At 70.6% G+C, this 17715-nt stretch carries 21 protein-coding genes; 9 read left to right on the plus strand and 12 right to left on the minus strand.

The window, feature by feature from the left end:
* Window positions 1–107: 107 nt before the first annotated feature.
* The 3 genes from RUR_RS17375 (at window position 108) to RUR_RS17385 (ending at window position 2089) form a co-directional block, all read left to right on the plus strand.
* Entirely contained in the window at window positions 108–473 is a 366-nt protein-coding gene (locus tag RUR_RS17375) for an antibiotic biosynthesis monooxygenase family protein (protein ID WP_283136115.1), read from the plus strand.
* 17 nt (window positions 474–490) lie between these two features.
* Entirely contained in the window at window positions 491–1129 is a 639-nt protein-coding gene (locus RUR_RS17380) for a DsbA family oxidoreductase (RefSeq protein WP_283136116.1), read from the plus strand.
* Window positions 1130–1291: 162 nt separating this feature from the next.
* Window positions 1292–2089 carry a methyltransferase domain-containing protein gene (locus tag RUR_RS17385; protein ID WP_283136117.1) on the plus strand — a complete coding sequence of 266 codons (798 nt, stop codon included), beginning with the start codon at window positions 1292–1294 and terminating at the stop codon, window positions 2087–2089.
* 305 nt (window positions 2090–2394) lie between these two features.
* Here the strand turns inward: RUR_RS17385 and RUR_RS17390 are convergent, their stop codons facing one another.
* Complete coding sequence (locus tag RUR_RS17390) at window positions 2395–2556, minus strand: SelB domain-containing protein (RefSeq protein WP_283136118.1); 162 nt, start codon at window positions 2554–2556, stop codon at window positions 2395–2397.
* Complete coding sequence (locus tag RUR_RS17395) at window positions 2544–3068, minus strand: GTP-binding protein (protein ID WP_283137042.1); 525 nt, start codon at window positions 3066–3068, stop codon at window positions 2544–2546. Before RUR_RS17395 ends, RUR_RS17390 begins: the two co-directional genes overlap by 13 nt.
* A gap of 410 nt (window positions 3069–3478) precedes the next feature.
* On the opposite strand from RUR_RS17395, the gene RUR_RS17400 reads away from it, so the two are divergent.
* Window positions 3479–4627, plus strand: a complete 1149-nt coding sequence (locus RUR_RS17400; RefSeq protein ID WP_283136119.1) for a methyltransferase domain-containing protein — start codon at window positions 3479–3481, stop codon at window positions 4625–4627.
* A gap of 118 nt (window positions 4628–4745) precedes the next feature.
* On the opposite strand, the gene RUR_RS17405 is transcribed toward RUR_RS17400, so the two are convergent.
* From RUR_RS17405 to RUR_RS17415, 3 genes are all read right to left on the minus strand, one after another.
* Window positions 4746–5450 (minus strand): hypothetical protein, encoded by a 705-nt coding sequence (locus RUR_RS17405; protein WP_283136120.1) that lies wholly within the window; start codon window positions 5448–5450, stop codon window positions 4746–4748.
* Between the two features lie 287 nt (window positions 5451–5737).
* Entirely contained in the window at window positions 5738–6874 is a 1137-nt protein-coding gene (locus tag RUR_RS17410; protein WP_283136121.1) for a Fic family protein, read from the minus strand.
* 571 nt (window positions 6875–7445) lie between these two features.
* Window positions 7446–8120, minus strand: a complete 675-nt coding sequence (locus tag RUR_RS17415; RefSeq protein WP_283136122.1) for a hypothetical protein — start codon at window positions 8118–8120, stop codon at window positions 7446–7448.
* Between the two features lie 43 nt (window positions 8121–8163).
* Between RUR_RS17415 and RUR_RS17420 the strand changes: the two genes are divergently transcribed.
* Window positions 8164–8916: a MerR family transcriptional regulator gene (locus RUR_RS17420; RefSeq protein WP_283136123.1), complete on the plus strand. Its 753-nt coding sequence runs from the start codon at window positions 8164–8166 to the stop codon at window positions 8914–8916.
* A gap of 116 nt (window positions 8917–9032) precedes the next feature.
* Here the strand turns inward: RUR_RS17420 and RUR_RS17425 are convergent, their stop codons facing one another.
* Window positions 9033–9989, minus strand: a complete 957-nt coding sequence (locus tag RUR_RS17425; RefSeq protein WP_283136124.1) for an aminoglycoside phosphotransferase family protein — start codon at window positions 9987–9989, stop codon at window positions 9033–9035.
* A gap of 424 nt (window positions 9990–10413) precedes the next feature.
* Here RUR_RS17425 and RUR_RS17430 point away from each other — a divergent pair, with 424 nt between their 5' ends.
* On the plus strand, window positions 10414–11070 hold the full coding sequence (locus tag RUR_RS17430) for a class I SAM-dependent methyltransferase (protein WP_283136125.1): 657 nt from the start codon (window positions 10414–10416) through the stop codon (window positions 11068–11070).
* On the opposite strand, the gene RUR_RS17435 is transcribed toward RUR_RS17430, so the two are convergent.
* The 3 genes from RUR_RS17435 to RUR_RS17445 form a co-directional block, all read right to left on the minus strand.
* Window positions 11049–11498 (minus strand): GNAT family N-acetyltransferase, encoded by a 450-nt coding sequence (locus RUR_RS17435; RefSeq protein WP_283136126.1) that lies wholly within the window; start codon window positions 11496–11498, stop codon window positions 11049–11051. The two genes, RUR_RS17430 and RUR_RS17435, sit on opposite strands and share 22 nt — an antisense overlap.
* Before the next feature lie 319 nt (window positions 11499–11817).
* A complete protein-coding gene (locus RUR_RS17440) occupies window positions 11818–12774 on the minus strand; it encodes a hypothetical protein (protein WP_283136127.1) in 957 nt (318 codons plus the stop codon).
* Window positions 12771–13319, minus strand: a complete 549-nt coding sequence (locus RUR_RS17445) for an RNA polymerase sigma factor (RefSeq protein ID WP_283136128.1) — start codon at window positions 13317–13319, stop codon at window positions 12771–12773. The genes RUR_RS17440 and RUR_RS17445 overlap by 4 nt, the downstream gene beginning before the upstream one ends.
* Window positions 13320–13682: 363 nt before the next feature.
* Between RUR_RS17445 and RUR_RS17450 the strand changes: the two genes are divergently transcribed.
* Together RUR_RS17450 and RUR_RS17455 are read left to right on the plus strand one after the other, a co-directional pair.
* Window positions 13683–14057: a VOC family protein gene (locus RUR_RS17450; protein WP_283136129.1), complete on the plus strand. Its 375-nt coding sequence runs from the start codon at window positions 13683–13685 to the stop codon at window positions 14055–14057.
* The gene (locus tag RUR_RS17455) at window positions 14054–14929 is read left to right on the plus strand and encodes a sigma-70 family RNA polymerase sigma factor (RefSeq protein WP_283136130.1); all 876 of its coding nucleotides are present in this window, start codon (window positions 14054–14056) and stop codon (window positions 14927–14929) included. The genes RUR_RS17450 and RUR_RS17455 overlap by 4 nt, the downstream gene beginning before the upstream one ends.
* A gap of 155 nt (window positions 14930–15084) precedes the next feature.
* On the opposite strand, the gene RUR_RS17460 is transcribed toward RUR_RS17455, so the two are convergent.
* Window positions 15085–15381, minus strand: coding sequence for a DUF4287 domain-containing protein (locus RUR_RS17460; protein ID WP_283136131.1), 297 nt, complete (start codon window positions 15379–15381; stop codon window positions 15085–15087).
* Between the two features lie 357 nt (window positions 15382–15738).
* On the opposite strand from RUR_RS17460, the gene RUR_RS17465 reads away from it, so the two are divergent.
* A complete protein-coding gene (locus RUR_RS17465) occupies window positions 15739–16413 on the plus strand; it encodes a hypothetical protein (protein ID WP_283136132.1) in 675 nt (224 codons plus the stop codon).
* Window positions 16414–16443: 30 nt separating this feature from the next.
* Here the strand turns inward: RUR_RS17465 and RUR_RS17470 are convergent, their stop codons facing one another.
* Together RUR_RS17470 and RUR_RS17475 are read right to left on the minus strand one after the other, a co-directional pair.
* Window positions 16444–16971, minus strand: coding sequence for a hypothetical protein (locus RUR_RS17470; RefSeq protein ID WP_283136133.1), 528 nt, complete (start codon window positions 16969–16971; stop codon window positions 16444–16446).
* Window positions 16920–17702, minus strand: coding sequence for an ABC transporter ATP-binding protein (locus RUR_RS17475; RefSeq protein WP_283136134.1), 783 nt, complete (start codon window positions 17700–17702; stop codon window positions 16920–16922). The genes RUR_RS17470 and RUR_RS17475 overlap by 52 nt, the downstream gene beginning before the upstream one ends.
* Window positions 17703–17715 lie beyond the last annotated feature (13 nt).

The raw sequence follows: 17715 nt of genomic DNA on the forward strand, positions 1-17715 counted from the left end.
ACCCGCACCGGCCGACCAAAGGAGAGCTTGAGCTCCAGCGCAGTGGAGGTTGCACGATGGTCGCACCGAGGGCGCCCGCCCCGACCGAAACGCGAAGGAACCCGCCGATGGACACCGACTCCGGCTTCTACTCGATCATCGACTACACCGTCGACGGACACGGCACCCAGCGTGAGCTCGTCGCGGCGTTCGCCGAAATCCAGGAACGGTGGGTGCGTTTCCACCCGGGATACCGCTCCGCCCGCTTCCACGTGAGCACCGACGGCACCCGCGTGTACAACATCGTGCGCTGGGACAGCGAGACCGCCTACCGCGACTTCGTGGCGACCTCCGACACCGAAGGCCGGATGGCGGCGATCCAAGCCGCGCTGGACGGCCTGTCCGGACAGGCCGAACCCCGAATGAGCGGACCGCCCACCTACACCGTCGTCCGGGAGATCGGCCCGGGACCGCGGCCCACCGACCCCTCGTGACCGGAACCGGAGCAGCCATGAAGATCGAGGTGTTCGCCGACGTGCTCTGCCCCTGGTGCTACATCGGCAAACGACGCCTGGCCGCGGCCCTTGCCGAACTCGGCGGCCCCGACGCGCCCGCGGTCGTCTGGCGCGCCTTCGAACTCGACCCGGGGGCGAGCCGCGTCCCCGGCCCGACCGCGGCCGAGGCGATGGCCGAGTGGTGGGGTGAAAAGGCGCCCGAGCGCGTCGCCCTGATCGGGTCCACCGGCGCCGCGGAGGGCCTGGAGCTCAACCTGCACCTCGCACGGCCGGTGAGCACCTTCGACGCGCACCGGCTGGGACACCTGGCCGGTCGCCGTGGCCGGGCCGACGAGGTGCTGGAACGCCTGCTGCGCGCTTACCACACCGAGGGTCTCAACGTGGCCGACCACGACGTCCTCGCGCGCCTGGGGGAGGAGGCCGGCCTGGACGGCGGGGAGGTCCGCGCGATGCTGTCCGGCGACGCCCACGCCGAGGACGTCGCCGCCGACCGCCGCCGCGCCGCCGAGCTGGGAGTGACCGGGGTCCCCTCCCTGGTGATCGGCGGTGCGCCCCCGGTCTCGGGGGTCCGGCCCGTCGCCGAGCTGCGGCGGCTGCTGGAGTCCGCCGTCATCGGGACGGTTCGGCCGGCCTAGGTGCCGCCGGGCCGTTCCGGACACGGTACGGGCCGCGCCCGTCACGGCCCGTACCATGCGGCAAATCATGGGCGTATCATATATTGATACAAAATTGTCCACGATTCGGACGATCGATATTCTCGCCGTGACCGGCCCACCCCTTCAGGAGGGACACGCCCCATGTCGGTGCCGCACGCCACATACACCCACGGCCACCACGAGTCCGTCGTCCGCTCCCACGCCTGGCGCACGGCCGCCAACTCCGCCGCCTACCTGCTCCCTCACCTGCGTCCCGGCATGACCCTGCTGGACGTCGGATGCGGCCCCGGCACCATCACCGCCGACCTGGCCGCAGCGGTCGCGCCCGGAGCGGTCACCGCCGTCGACAGCGACGGCGGCATCGTCGCCCAGGCGGCCCGATCGGCCGCACCGACCGTCACCTGGCAGGTCGGCGACGTGCACCACCTGCCCTACCCCGACGGGACGTTCGACGTCGTCCACGCCCACCAGGTCCTGCAGCACCTGGCAGACCCGGTGGACGCCCTGACCGCCATGCGCCGCCTCAGCGCCCCGGGCGGCCTGGTCGCCGCCCGCGACGCCGACTACGCCGCCTTCGTCTGGCATCCCCACGTACCCGCGCTGGACGACTGGCTGGCCCTCTACCGCCGTGTGACCAGGGCCAACGGCGGCGAGCCCGACGCCGGGCGGCGCCTTCTGTCCTGGGCGCGCCAGGCCGGGTTCGGCGACGTCACGGCCGGCAGCTCCACCTGGTGCTTCGCCACCCCGGCCGACCGGGCCTGGTGGAGCTCCACCTGGGCCACGCGCATCACCTCCTCCACCCTGGCCGACCAGGCCCTCGCCTACGGCCACGCCACCCGCGCCGACCTCGATCGCATGGCCGACGGCTGGCGCGAGTGGGGCATGGCGGAGGACGCCTGGTTCACCGTCGTCCACGGCGAGATCCTCTGCCGGGCCTGAACCCGCCGGGCGGCGGGGTCGGCCTGCGGGAAGCCCACCCAGGCGACGGGGCTCCGCTCCACCGCCCGCGCCTCACCCCCGGGCCGCGCTGTCCGGCGACGCCCACGCCGAGGACGTCGCCGCCGAGCTGGGAATGACCGGGGTCCCCTCCCTGGTGATCGGCGGCGCGCCCCCGGTCTCGGGGGCCCGGCCCGTCGCCGAGCCACGGCGGATACCTGAGCTCACCGCCACAGCCGCGAACCGGACGGCGCATGCCGCCCGTACGTTCCCGAGGCCGCCCTCCGTTCCCGAGGCCGCCCTCCGGGTCAGCGGGGGCGCATCCGACGGGTCGCGGCGTCGACCCGTACCGTGTGGCCGTGGCCGTCCAGATACTCCAGCAGCGGGATGACCACCCGGCGGGAGGTGCCCAGCACACTGCGGGCCTGGCTCGCGGTGAACGGCTGGGGGAGCAAGGTCAGGACCTCCACCGCCCGCGCCTCCGCCGAAACCGGCAGCACCACCCCATCGGCCAGCCGGAGCAGGGCACCCGCCCGCGCCGCGGCCGCCACCGACGCGGAGGTGAAGCCCAGCTCGGCGAGACGACCTCGGCCCGTGCGGGGGGCAGCGCGGCGACGAGCCTGTCCAGCACACCGAGAAGGTCGTCGACGCCTTCACCGGTGGCGCCGCTGACGGTGACGGCCTCCACCCGCCCCAGGCAGGTCTTGGCGATCTCGGCGGCGGCCTCGCCGAGGGCCGGCCGCGGGTCGGCGCGGTCGCGTCGGGTGACGACCAGGAGCCCGTGGCCGATGCCCAGGGCGTCGACGGCCGCCAGGTGCTCGGCCGACTGCGGCATCCATCCATCGTCGGCGGCGACGACCATCATGACGGCGGGCACCGGGCCGACACCGGCGAGCATGGTGGTGAGGAAGCGCTCGTGACCCGGGACGTCGACGAAGGCGAGTCGTTCACCCGAGGGGAGGGTCCGCCAGGCGAACCCCAGGTCGAAGGTGAGGCCGCGGCGGCGTTCCTCCGCCCACCGGTCTCGGGTTCCATGCCGGTGAGGGTATGGACGAGCGTCGACTTGCCGTGGTCGACGTGGCCCGCGGTCGCGACGACGTGCACGTGCGCCTCCCCTCGTATCCTGCGACCCGGGGGAGGAGCCCGGTACGGCCTGCGCCGTACCCGAGACGGACTATAGCGTTCCGGTATCACCCCGGTACGGCCTGCGGCCCGGGAGCGCATAATCGTCCCCGTGGACGGCATACGGTGCGGGGTCTGCCTGGGCGAAGGCGGCTACCACCAGGAATCCGATTTCAAGCCCGGGAACCGGGTCTGGGTCACATGTGAAGCGTGTAACGGCACTGGGTGGCTGAAACCCCCCAAAACCATAAGGCCCACCCGGGGATCCGCATGACGGCTTGGGAAGGACCGGCCCGGGCACTCGCCGACACGACGACGCCACGCGGCTCCCACTGGCGTGAGCTGGTGGCCACCACACCCCGGCATCTCCTTGTGCCCCACTGGTGGGACGAACCTCACTACACCGCACAGGACGGACCGAGCCATCCCGAGGCATGGCTCCGCGCCGCCTACAGCGACACCAGCCTGGTCACCCGCGCGGGGGCGACGCACGCCGACCGCATCACCCCCGGCACCCACCTCAACCCCTTCAAGGCCCGCCCCACCTCCTCCTCCACGCTTCCCTCCCTCGTCGTCCACCTGCTCCGGCTCGCGGAGCTCTTCGAAGGCGCGGACGTCCTGGACGTGGGGACCGGATCCGGATACAGTGCCGCCCTGCTCTGCCGGCACCTGGGCGACCGCCGCGTCACCAGCCTCGACATCGACCCCTATCTGGTGGACACGGCCGCCGAACGCCTGGACCGTCTCGGCTTGCGTCCGACGCTGCACACCGCCGACGCAGGCGGACCGATCCCCGGAACCTACGACGCGATCGTCGCGATGGTCGCGGTCCGCCCGATCCCACCCACCTGGCCTGCCGCGCTCCGGCCAGGTGGACGGCTGGTCACCACGATCGCCGGCACCGGCCTGCTGGTGACCGCCGTCAAACACCCCGACGGCCGCCTGCGCGGCCGGATCGAACCGCAGGGCGCGGGATTCATGCCCGCCAGAACAGGGGAGGACTACCCGGCGGCCGACCCGACGCGTTTTCTGGCCCTGCGCGACGCGTCCCCCCACGGCGACGTCGTCGAACCCAGCCCCTACCCGATCCCCGACGTGAACGCCGCCACGGAACTCCGGGACCTGCTGGAGGTGACCGCTCCGGGCATCGAACACCGCTACCTCCGCGGACTCCCGGGAGGCCCCGACACCGCGTGGATGTCGCACCACGACGGCTCGTGGGCCCGCGCCACCGCCTACCCCGGGCAACGTCCGCTCGTGCACCAAGGCGGGCCGCGCCGGCTGTGGAGCACCCTGGACTCGCTGCGGGACCGCTGGCTGAGCCACGGGCGCAACCCCCTGAACGGAGCACGCGTCGACATCGATCCGGACGGCGTGATCCACCTCGGCGACGAGCACTGGTCGGCCACACTGACCTGACCACCACAGCGGAGAAGCCGCCAAACCACACGACCTTCCCATCGAACCTGTACGGCCGACACGGCGAACGCCGTCCACACCGCGGCACCCGGAACACCGTGACCGGACGTTCGCCGGCTCAGTGGACTCCCGGACGCCGTACCCTTTCCTCGCCGTTCCCCGGGTGCTCCCGGCCGCGGAGGTACCGAAAGCCCAGCAGGCCGTACCAGGCCATGACGGGCAGCTGAAGGGCGTACCCCAGCTGCTCAACCGCCCCCGGCAGCCCTTCCGTGCCGGTGGTCCAGGGCAGCACGACGGCCGCCAGGCCGCACACCACCGCGAGACCGCCGGCCCGGCGCATCGCCCGCGACATGCGCAGCCCCGCCACGGCGGCGACCGTGGCGGCGACCCACAACAGTCCGGCGAGATTCACCCCCCACTTGGCCGTCAGCAGCACGGCGCGGACCGTGCCCTCGGCGGCCGGATCGCCCGCCAGCTGGGTGACGGCGAGATTGCCGGCGTTGTGAAGGACGCCGGCCAGCCCGGCACAGGCCAGCAGGCCGCCGGCGAGGACCGCCACGTGCGGCCGCGACGCCGGGACCGAGCCGGCGATCAGCAGCCCCGCCGCGGTCATCGCCGACCAGCCCGCCACGTCGAAGGCGAGCTCGCCTAGATGCAGCCCCACCTTGCCGGACACGGCCGCAAGAGCGGCGGCGGGATCTTCCGGGTTCAGGGTCAGCCCCGACGGCACGACAATGGCGACGGCGGCGAGCAACGCCACCAGAGAGATCAGCAACAGTGCGCCGGCCAACCGCGTGCCCGGGGCCGAATCAGTACGGGTCATGTCCGGCGACGCTAGAACCCTGACGCGGGGAGAAGGTCAACACATGCGGAGGATCGGACGGCTGGCGCGGCTGGCCGGAGTGTCGGAACACACCCCGCGGCTTGATCGCCGAGACCATCGACGCGCCCCGGACACACACACCTGGAACAGGTGCTGAGCGAAACGGTCGTGGCCCTCAGCGCGGCGGCGGCCCGGGCCGAGGAGCACCCGGCCACGCCGACACCGATCCTCGCTCCGTCCGATCGATCCGAGCCCGGGAGGTGCTGTGCCTGGAAAGTCGTGCCTTCTCAGCGATCGTAGGGGTCGGTCAGGGCCAGGGGGGTTCGGGCGGCCTCCAGGACGGCTTCGGGGAAGGCGGGCCCAGCTGTGTAAAAGCGGGCGCGGGTATGACCGACCGGGGTGAGCATCCCGGCCGTGCCCAGGTCGCGCAGGTCCCGTTGAGCTTGCTGGCGGCTCAGCCCCTCGGCTCGTTCGTAGCGGGTGCGGCGTACCCGGCCCGACATGGCCACGTCGTGCAGAGCGGTGACGACACGTTCGTCCATGCCCCTTCGTTCCGCGACTTCGCCGAGCAGCGTCCAGACACGGGTGGAGCGGTCGAGCCGGTTCTTCACCGTCTGCGCCTGCTGATGGTAGGCGGTGAGGTTGAAGCGGATCCAGTCGGCCACGTCTTGGTCGGGCTGATACGCGGGACCCCGCCGGGCGAGCACGGCGTAGTACTCCCACGTGTTGCCCGGCCGCCCCAGCCATGCTTCGATGGAGGAGAACTCGGGGGAGAGCACGCCATCCCTGGCGATCACCAAGGTTTGCAGGGAACGCGACATCCGCCCGTTGCCGTCCGCCCAGGGGTGGATCGAGACCAGATGGAGATGGGCCATCGCGGCCCTGATCAGCGTGTGCGAGCCGTCGTCGGTGTTAAGCCAGTCGGCCAGTTCCCGCATCAAGGCGGGGACGGCGCGGGCTTCCGGAGCCGTGTAGGCCGCGATGCTCGGGTCACGCGCGTCGGTGACGTAAACGGGACCTGGGCGCCACTGCCCCGCAGGCTTGCGCGGCACGTGCCGGTGCCCTTGGAGCATCCAGTGCAGGGCGTTGAGCAACCCTGTCTCATACCTGAAGTCCGCCACATCGTGAAGGGTCTGGATGTAGGTCATCGTCCGCTGACAGGCGAGGGTCTCCTCGCGGTTCTCATCGGAGACGTCCACGTCACGCTCGCCCTCAAGCAGATCCTCGACGTCGATCGTGGACACCTTGAAGCCCTCGATCGAGTTCGACGCCGCGACCGCGTCGGCGGTGAGGAACCCGCGCAACCCTTCGGTCCATTTGCTCGGAGTGGACCGTACCTGCTGGCGGAGGTTGAGGCGCGCCGTCTCGATCTCGTCGAGAACTCTCTGATCGGCGTCAGCGAGTGGAGGTGTCGGGAAGAGCATGACGTCATCATGGAATGACGCAATCAATGCGTCATCGCCCCCTGGCTGGTGAGGTATTCGCCGACGTACCCTGCCCCTGGTGCTACATCGGCAAACGGCGCCTGGCCGCGGCCCTTGCCGAACTCGGCGGCCCGAGGCGCCGACGGTCGTCTGGCGCGCCTTCGAACTGGACCCGGGGGCGAGCCGCGTCCCCGGCCCGACCGCGGCCGAGGCGATGGCCGGATGGTGGGGTGACCAGGCACCCGAGCGCATCGCCCTGATCAGGTCCGCCGGCGCCGCCGACGGCCTGGAGCTCAACCCTGCACCTGGCGCGGCCGGTGAGCGCCTTCGACGCACACCGGCTGAGCCACCCGCCCGCCGCGGCCGGGCCGGCGATGTGCTGGAACGCCTGCTGCGCGCCTACCACACCGAGGGTCTCAACGTGGCAGACCACGGCGTCCTGCGGCGCCGGTGGGAGGAAGCTGGACTGGACGACCTTCGTATGGGACGTCCGTACGGGCGACGCGGCGCACGCCGTACCCGCCCCGGTTCACCGGCTCCTGGGAAAGGTCCCGGTCACAGTACCTTTCCCTCACCGTTCGCCGCCGCGGAGGTACCGAAAGCCCAGCAGGCCGTACCAGGCCATGACGGGCAGCTGGAGGGCGTACCCCACTTGCTCCACCGCCCCCGGCAGTCCCTCCGTGCCGGTGGTCCAGGGCAGCACGACGGCCGCCAGACTGCACACCACCGCGACAGCACCGGCCCGGCGCATCGCCCGCGACAGGCGCAGCCCCGCCACGGCGGCGACCGTGGCGGCGGCCCACAACAGGCCGACGAGATTCACCCCCCACTTGCCCGTCAGCAGCAGGGCCTGGACCGTAACCTCGGCACCCGGTGCGGCCGGGTCGCCCGCGAGCTGGGTCACGGCCAGGTTGCCGGCGTCGTGCAGCACACCGGCCAACCCGGTGCACGCCAGCAGGCCGCCGGCGAGGACCGCCACGTGCGGCCGCGACGCCGGGACCGAGCCGGCGGCGACCAGCAGCCCCGCCGCGGTCATCGCCGACCAGCCCGCCACGTCGAAGGCGAGCTTGGCCAGGTGCAGCCCCACCCTGTCGGACACGGCCGCAAGGACGGCGGCGGGATCTTCGGGGTTCAGGGTCAGCCCCGACGGCACGAGAATGGCGACGGCGGCGAGCAACGCCACCAGAGAGATCAGCAACAGTGCGCCGGCCAACCGCATGGCCGGGACGGAATCAGTACGGGTCATGTCCGGCGACGCTAGAACCCTGACGCGGGGAGAAGGTCAACACATGTGGAGGATCGGACGGCTGGCACGGCTCGCCGGGGTCTCGGAACGCACCCTCCGGCACTACGACAGAATCGGGCTGCTGTCACCGGCGGCGGTGGACGGCGTCACCGGATACCGCTGGTACGGCACGGCCGAACTGGTGCGGCTCGACCGTATCCGGGGGCTGCAACACCTCGGCCTGAGCCTGCGGCTGATCGCCGAGACCATCGACGCCCCGGACTCGCACCTGGCACAGGCGCTGGGTGAAACGGTCGCGACCCTGCACCGTGACATCGCGGCTCTCAGCGCGGTGGCGGCCCGGGCCGAGGAGTACCTGACCACGCCGGCACCGATCCTCCCGCAGCAGACCACGGTCCCCGCACGACGACTGCGGGTACGCCACCTGACCGTCGCCCATCCGGCCGAACTGGCCGACCACTGCGCCGCCGACGCGGCTGTCCTGCTCACCTGGCTGCGGGGCCGGCCCTCCGGCGAATTCACCGCGGCCCTGACCACCGCACGGGGAGGCCGGTGGCTGGCCCTGCCGGCCCGTACCGCGGTCCGCGTCGTGGTGCCCCCGGGCACCGGTGTCGTCGACGCCGGCCGGTACCTGTTCGACTGGCTGCACCACCGTGGCCTGACCGTCTGCGGCCCCACCCTGGAGGAGCACCTCGTCGACGACGACGGCGACCGCGCGACCGTCCTGGAGGTACCGGTCCAGGCCGGGCCGACGCCGCCGTCCACCGCGCTCCCACTAAGGGCAATACCGTCATGACCAGCGAAAACTTGCTTCCACGACCATCGCCTGGAGTCCTGTACGGCGGACGCGCCGCAAACCGTGCGCACCGCGGCAGCCGTACACGGCAGGGGAGGAGCGGCAGGCGCGGCCGGTCAGTGCAGTGCCCACCAGCATGCGGCCAGAGAGCCGAGCGTGGGATCGGGCGGTGCGGGCAGCCGCGTCAAGTACCAGTCGAGGCTGCTGTAGCGGTGCAGCAGTGTGTAGGCCAGCAGCCGTCGCTGCAGCGCCTCATCGAGGTCGGTCGGGTCGTAACCGTAGGCGATCATCAAGCGGCGCAGGAGGTTCCCCTCGCCGCAGGAGACGAACAGTCCGACCGCCACGAACTCGTACTCACGCGCGCCCAGCATCGCGGGCTCGAAGTCGAACAGTCCGGACAGTCTCCAACCGCCCGGCCCACGGGTGACACGGAGATGCTCCCGCATGACCTCGGTGTGCAGGAGGACCGGCGGCGACGGCGGAAGCGTGACGCTGTCGAGGAAGTCCGGGATCTGGGCCAGCCAGACCTCGTCAAGTCCGTCCGCGCGGTGATGGGCGACGCACTTCTCCCGTTGGTCCCGGAGGAAACCCTGCCAGTCCGGAGGGCCGAGTGAGCCGACTTCGGGGGAGGGGACGGCGTGCAGCGCCGCCAGCGTCTCCCCGAGGACGTCGGCGAGTCCTTCCCGATCCCTTTCCGGGATCCCCGGCCAGGCGGTGGCCAGGCTCTCGCCCGGCAGGCGCGACATGAGGACGTAGCTCCAGCCCTCGAACTCTCCGGCCCGTTCGACCTCGGGCGTCGGAATGGGGAGCCGCCCCCGGACGACCTGAAGGACGTCGCTTTCCACCTCGAAGTGCTCGCGCCGGTAGACGTCCGGGTAGAGCTTGAGTACATGCCGGTCACCCACGGCGTAGACGGGCAACGAACCGTCACTGAAGCGCTCGACGCCGAGTCCGCGCAATCCGAGCCGTCCGACCAGCTCCACCACTCCGGGGCGAAGGAGCTCTTCATCCTGGTGAACGGCCAGGAACTGCTCTTCGGTCACGGCTGCGGGCAAAAGCGTGTCACGGGACATGGAGCAACGGTAGGCAGACCCATCGGAGCGATCAACGGGATTTCCCTCACGTCCTCCTGCGACGTGGTGGGGTGGCCGAGGACGGATCGGTACTCCAGTGCGACAGGGGTGAGATTCCGGACTTGTCCCACTCCGTGATGGAGTTCGTGCAGCCGGGCACGGTATCGAGCATCTGTGCGAAGCAATCGTCGGAGCCAGGGGAGTGGGTGTCTTGGGCACGGCAACCGTGCTGTGTACGGCCGACGCGGCACGTGCCGTACAGCGCGGGGAAGAGTGCGGCCGATCCCATGCGGCTGGACGGTTCAAGGTCGCCGTCTCGATGGGGGAGCACAGCTATCGCGTCGGGTAGGGCTGGCGCGCGGCAAGCCGTATGAATCCCTGCAAACCATCAAGGCCGGAAGCATGATCCGTTTAGGATGCCCGAGTGTCTGACCCCTATTGGAACCACAACGTGCACTACCAGCCGCTGATCCTGGACCTGATCCCGGATGGGTGCAAGCGGGCGCTGGACGTCGGGTGCGGTGACGGGCTGCTTGTGCGGAAACTGGCCGCGCGGATCCCGGTCGTGACGGGAGCCGACCGGTCCGCGGAGATGATCGGCCTGGCACAGGCGGAGAGCCGGCATCTGCACAACGTCACCTTTGTGGAGGCGGACTATCTCGACGACGCGCACGGACTACTCTCCGAAGGCAGGTACGACCTGGTTATCGCGGTCTCGGTGGTCCATCACGCCGACTTCGGCCGGGCCCTGGAAGGCTTGGCACGGCTGCTCACACCCGGCGGGCGGATGATCGTGGTCGGCCTCGGCAAGAACCGGTCCGCAGTGGACTGGATCGCCGGCGGCGTTGCCCAGGTCGTCTCCCGAATCGTCAGGCGACCCCACGGCGGCAAGCGCGGCCCTCACGGCATGCCCGCCATGGACCCCATCATGAGCTGGGGCCAGACCGCCCGGGAGGCCCGGGCGATCCTCACCGGCTGCCGCTGGCGCCGTCTGCTCCTGCGACGCTACCTGCTGGTCTGGGACAAACCCTGGCACCTGCCATCGGAGAGGTCGCTTCGTCAGGAGGGTTCACGGAGGTAGCGGCGGAACCCGCGAGCCAGCGGCCGGAAGCCGCAGGATTCGTAAAAGGAATGGGCATCCTCGGCACGTGCCGACAGCAGTTGGACTTTGTAGCACCCTGCGGAACGGGCGAGGGTGACCGCGGCCTCCAGCAGCCCGGTCCCGATCCCGCGGCGCCGGTGGGCCGCGCTCACCACCACGTTCTCCACCAGCATGTGCGGGCTCGCCCCCCGGGTGAGGTTCGGCGACACCGTGCAGTCCACGGTGCCCACCAGGGTGCCGTCGGTCTCGGCCACCAGCACGACTCGGCCGTCCTGCCGGGTCATCGCCGTCCACGTCCTCCCGGCTACCTCCGGGGGCAGCGGCGGATCGTCTGGGTGGAGTTCCGCGTAGAGCTCCAGGAGTGACACCAGGTCCGCCTCGACGGCCGGTCGTATCGTGAACGACACAGGACTCCGCCTTCCTCTGCGACAAAGATCAGACCGACCATAACAACCGCGAACCACCCCGATTCAGACAAAGCTCTATACCGGACAGAATCCACCTTCTGTCCGGTATGGCATTTTTGGGGGCTGGGTGGTCTGCCGAAGTCGCCGGAGACCCATCAGGAGCCGACGACGCCGTTCTCCGTGGCGCCGCCCCTCAACCCGGCGCCCGCCCGTACCGCGACGGATCCCGGGCGGGCGTGGAACCGGTGTGACCGATCGGGGTGCCGATGATCAGGCGGCGGATCTCCGAGGTTCCCTTGATCCGGCGGGCATGGGCCGGCTACTCGGTGACGACGGCGTCTCGTGGACCCCCGTAGAGGGGGTTCCTGTCGTAGCGCTTGTCGGTGACGAGCAGTCGGATGACCCCCTTGGCGTTTTCCTCCGCTTCCCAGACGATCCAGTCGTCGCCGACGGGTTCCTCCTGGGTGCGTCCCTTGCCCAAGAAGCCCCCAGGGTGTCCCTGCGGGACGTCCAGGACCATGAAGACGACCTTCTTACCGCGTTTCCTGAGCTCCGGCAGAACCTCGCCGACGGTCTTCTCGTCCACGCGGAACCCCTCGAGGGAGCGACCCTTGACGGTCGCCGGGACGAATTCCTGCTCGATCGCTCTCGGCCTGGGATCGGGAACGGGCTCGCAGGGCGTGATCGGGCCCTCCATCAGATAGGTGCTGGTACTGCTCCCATGCCCGGTCGCGGGGGCGCTGATGGTCCAGACGAAGGTCTGGCCCGGCCTGAACAACGTGGTGTCGATCCGCATCTGCCAGCCCAGCTTTTCGCCGGGAATGTTCTCCGGCACGCTGTACAGGTTCCCGGGGATGTCCTTCACGTATTTCCCGCGCGGCCGGCGGCACTCCTGCCCCCAGGGGACGAAGTCGACGATGGCGGGAACCCCGAGCTCCTGCAATCGATTCCTCAGGCCTACGGCATCACGGAAGTCGCGGATCTGGATGGTCACCTTCCCGTCGGCGGCCTTGGCGACGGCCCAGGAGCTCGACACCTCGTTCTCCAGCAGACTCGGGCCCACCACCGCGCCGGTGGCGAGCACGACCGCGGCCGCCAGTCCCAGGGCCGGCCGCCGGGGGGCGCGTCGGCGGGTCCCCGGGACCGCACCCGGCTTCTCCGCGGTGATCGCGGCCAGCAATGCCCGCGCCTCCGCGCCGGTCGGGTCGCCTCCCGGTCCGCCGGGTTCGACCCTGGCCAGCGGCTTCAGCAGCTCGATCTCGTCGATGTGCTTCATAGCGGCCTCTCCGCCGGCGTCAGCCGGCTCTCTGTCGTGTACCGGATGTCTGCTTGGGCGAGGGCGCGGGAAAGGCGCCTGCGGGCGCGGTGGAGTCTGACGCGTACGGCGTTGCGGGAGAGGCCGAGTACCGTCGCGATCTCCTCGCGATCCAGGCCCTCCCAGGCGACCAGTGTCAGCACCTCGCGGTCATCGTCGGACAGGGTCCGGAAGACCTGGCCGATCGCTTGGAGTTCGACCTTGCTGTCCGGGGAGTCTCCGTACAGGTCGGCCATCGCGGCGTCGAGCCCGACGTGGCGTGCCCGTCTGCGGTTGGCGCCCCGGTGGTGGTTGGCCAGCACCTTGCGCGCCGCGCCGTACAGCCAGAGTGTGGCCTCCTCCCCCTCGGGTAGCTCGTCCACGCGCCGCCAGGCGGCGGTGAAGGTCTCCGCGACCACGTCGGCCGCGTCCTGCGGCGAGTCGCAGCGGCGTGCGGCGTAGGCGGTGATCAGGCCGTAGGCCTGGTGGTAGGCGGCCTCGAATCTGGCCAGCCGTTCATCGTCCACGGGTGGTTCCCACGAAGCTCTCCTTCATCAATTCACTGAACCGACAACCCTCCTTATGTGCGCGGTCGGCCCATCGTTTCCAGCCACGGTGAACAAGTTGTCCCGGCTTGGTGGTTGTGCTCTGCGTGAGGGGTGCGGGCGGACACCTATCACGGTGGCCCTGCTCCATGGCGGGGTGCGTTCCGTTTCGGTCGGCCGAGTCATGTGCTGGGCTTGGACGTGTGCTCCCGTGCCGCACCTCATGTGCGCCCCGGTGACCGCTCCGGCGGATCCGGTCCTGTTACCTTTGCCCGTCGGCACTCGTCATGGGTGCGACGGCCGGAAACGGGCGGTCGTCACACCGACGAGTGAATCGAGAACAGGATGCTGACCACCATCATGTACGTGACGGTCTACGTCACCGATCAGGACCGCGCGCTGGAGTTCTACACCGAGGGACTCGGCCTGGAGAAGCGGATCGACTTCCCGGGGCCCGACGGGCGCTTCCTCACCGTCGGCGTTCCCGGCAGCCCGGTGCAGATCCTCCTGTGGTCGCATGCGGCCGCCGCGGGACGGCCGGGCGCGCCCGGTCCGCTGATCCTCGAGTCCGATGATCTGCGAAAGGATTTCGAGATCCTGCGTCGGCGCGGCGTCGTCTTCGAGGAGTCCGAACCCGTGGACTATCCGTTCGGGGTCCGCGTCGAGGCGGTGGACCCGGACGGCAACCGGGTCTCGCTCCGTCAGCCGCGGAAGCCGTGACCGCCGATCCGTCCGGCCTGGTGGCCGAGGCGTTCGAAGCCCAGCGCGATCGGCTGCGCGCCCTCGCGTACCGCGTGCTGGGCTCGCACGCCGACGCCGAGGACGTGGTCCAGGAAGCCTGGATGCGTCTCGTCCGCCAGGACGGGGCGTCCATCGGCAATCTGGCGGGCTGGCTGACCACTGTGGTCGGCCGGATCAGCCTGGACCTTCTCAGATCCCGTCAAGCCCGCCCGGAAACCGCCTATGGGCACGGGTTCGCGGAGCTCGTGGTGACGCCCGGCGGCGACCCCGCGCCGGACGAGCAGGTGGCGCTGGCCGATTCGGTCGGCTTCGCCCTGCTCGTCGTGCTCGACTCGCTCACCCCGGGCGAGCGCCTGGCGTTCGTCCTGCACGACATGTTCGCGGTCCCGTTCCAGGAGATCGGCCAGATCCTGGGCAAGTCCGCCGACGCCACCAAGATGATCGCCAGCCGCGCCCGCCGCAAGGTCCAAGCCGTGGACCGGCCGGCGTGCCCCGGCCGCGAGCACCGGGAGGTCGTCCGGGCGTTCCGCGCCGCCGCCCTCGGCGGGGACTTCGAAGCGCTGCTGCGGGTTCTGGACCCGGACGTGAAGCTGACCGTCGACACTCCTGGCGGCGTGGTCGTCACCCTGGGCGCGACCAAGGTCGCCGCCGGCGCCCGCATGTTCTCCGGTGAGGCCGCCCGCCACCGGCCCGTGCTGGTCAACGGCGTCCCCGGCCACATGTCCTGGCGTCCCGACGGAACCCCTCTCTCGGTCGTCGCCTTCACGGTCGCCGAAGGCCGGATCACCGGCATCCACATCATCGTCGACCCGGCCAAGCTCGCCTCGATCCGTCTGCCCGACCCGGCCTGAGCCGGTGCCGTCAGGGTGGGGGCGGAATCGGTGGGTTCGGCCCCCGCCCCCACGGTCAGGTTCGATCGGCGGACTCAGCCCGCAGGAGGTCAGGCGGATGATCGCCGGCCTGGCGGCAGGCCGGCGTCGCGTCCTGGCTTGGACCGGGCCGGCTGTCAGTCCGCCTCAGGCCGGTTGTTCTTGCCGTCCAGCCACAGGGTGTCGGACTCGTCGCGATGGGTACCCGAGGTCCCGACATGCTTGGCGTCGATCTTCGGACCTTTCTTGATCACATGCACCAGCGCCATCGCGTGCCCGCGGCCGAGGTCGTAGTCCTGCTTCAGCCACTCGACGATCGCCCCCGCCTTGGTGGAGGGGTCGTCGAAGCCGCGTTCCTTCGCCAAGGCGATGAACTCGCGGGGCGTCAGCCCGGTCTTGTCCTCGATGTTGTCCAAGTAGGCCTGGAACGACATGACTCTCTCCACTCAATTCGGGATATTCCAGTCATAGTCTCCCATTAGTGGTTGGCCCCGGTTTGCGGGCCGGCGGGAGGTTGGCGGACGACGGCCAGGCCATGCGCGGCGTACACCCTTCGCCCGGTTGGGTGACCTGGCGCGCCCACCGTGACGGCAATCACCCCTTCCACCTCTCCCACGGATTGCGCGATAAGACACATTATGTCAAGTAGCTTGAGAAGTGGCGGGCATGCCGTCAACCTTTTCCTACGTATCCCGCACGGATGATTACGTTGCGTTAGGCTGACGTTTGTGGCCGTGCACCACAGTCGGCGCCGCGCAATCAAACAGCCAGACAGGTCTGGGTGAGGTCGCATGCCTGGAGACAGACGTTCGGACGCCGAGGACAGGCGGCACCGCGAATCCGTCCGCTGGGCGAAGGCCGGAGCCTGGGCCGGGATCATCGGTGCCTGCATCGCCGCCGCGGTGTGGGTGGTCGACAAGGTCACGGCCGAGGAGAAGCCGGCCGCCGCGACGTCCACGCCCGTGCCCGGCGCCCCGTCGGCGTCGCCTTCCTCCGGTTCGCACGGGGTCACCGCAACCGCTCCCCCGGCGCCCTCCACACCCACCGCAGAATCCGGCTACGTGGCGAAATATCGTGACAAGCTCCTCTTCTTTCCTGATCCGCTGGCCAACAACCAGGCCGCCGATCTCGACGTCCCCGTCGTCGGCTACGTCGAGAAGATCGACAGCGACGACTACGACGTGCGATGGGAGTACGGCACCGGCCTGACCGGCGGCCACTCGGGCTTCTTCGGCACCACCGACTCCGACGACCCCACCCCGGGACGGTGCGCGGCCGACGCCCGGGAACGCTCCGCGGGGACGATCGAGGCCAAGGACCTCATCCCCGGCAAGAGCCGGTTCTGCGTGGTCACCACCGAGGGCGACGTCGCCTGGATGAAGCTCACCCGCAAACAGGGAGGAGGCTCCGACGCCGATCGGGCGCGTCTCACCTTCACCACCCGCCTCTGGACGGTGAACCCCTAGCACGGCGACGTCGTACGTCCAAGGCTGCGGTCATCCGCTTCCCGATCGAGGTGCTCCGGTCCGAGCCGGAGGTCGCTCCCCCGGCGTGACCCCCGCAGGGACCCGGGGAGTGCACCGTCCCCGGGCAAAGCGCTCCCGGGCCGCCTGACCCAGGCACATCCCGTTGACGAAGGCGAACCGGCCGCCGTCCACGGGCTTGTGGAAGGCGACCTTGACGTCGCACGGCGGGATCGAGCGGCATCCCTTCGCGTGGGCGATGCCCATCTGATCGGCGGCTATCCGGTCGCCGTCGACCCAGACCTCGAAGTTCGCCGCGTAGACGATGTGTGCGGGAAGTCGGAGGAGTCCTCGGGCATCCCCGGAATGGGAGGCCGGTCGGCGACGGTGATGCTCTTCGGCCGGGCACCTGCCGGCGCGGGCGGTGATCCGCCGGGGCTTCCCGGCCGCTCCCCCGCTCCGGTGCGGGCCCCGCCGGACGGCGGCGGCCCGGTGCGCACCGGCCCGGGTCAGGACGCCCTCCCGATGGGGACGACCAGCGGGGCGCCCGACACCGGGCACGGCACCACCTTGGCCTCAAGTCCGAAAACGGCGAGCAGCATCTCCTCGGTGAGGACCTCCCGCGGGGTGCCGGCGGTGACGATCCGGCCGTCGCGCATGGCGACGAGCCGGTCGGCGTAGCGGGCGGCGAGGTTCAGGTCGTGCAGCACCATCACGATGGTGCTGCCTCCCCGGCCGTGCAGCCGCCGCACCAGGTCGAGGACCTCGACCTGGTGCGCCAGGTCGAGGAAGGTGGTGGGCTCGTCCAGCAGAAGCAGGTCGGTGCCCTGGGCGAGGGCCATGGAGATCCAGGCGCGCTGGCGCTGGCCGCCCGAGAGCTCGTCCAGGGGCCGCTCGGCGAGGTCGAGCAGCCCGGTCAGCTGGAGCGCCTCGGCGACGACGCCCTCGTCGTCGGACGACCACTGGCGATACCAGCTCTGGTGCGGGTGCCGGCCCCGGGCGACGAGGTCGGCCACGGTGAGTCCCTCCGGAGCCGTGGGCGTCTGCGGAAGGATGCCCAGGATCTTGGCGACGTCCCGGCCCGCAAGCCGGTCGATGCGCTTGCCGTCGAGCAGGACCCGGCCGCCCGTCGGCTTGAGGAGCCGGCCCAGCGCGCGGAGCAGGGTGGATTTCCCGCACCCGTTGGGGCCGATGATCGTGGTGACGGTACCGGTCTCGATGCCCAGGTCTAGCCCGTCGACGACGGTACGGTCGCCGTATCCGAGGGTGACGTCGACGGCTTGGAGTCTCATGGGCTGTCCTCCG

Origin of the sequence: Rhizohabitans arisaemae (assembly GCF_025996515.1) — a bacterium.
In the GTDB taxonomy this organism is placed as follows: Bacteria; Actinomycetota; Actinomycetes; order Streptosporangiales; family Streptosporangiaceae; genus Rhizohabitans; species Rhizohabitans arisaemae.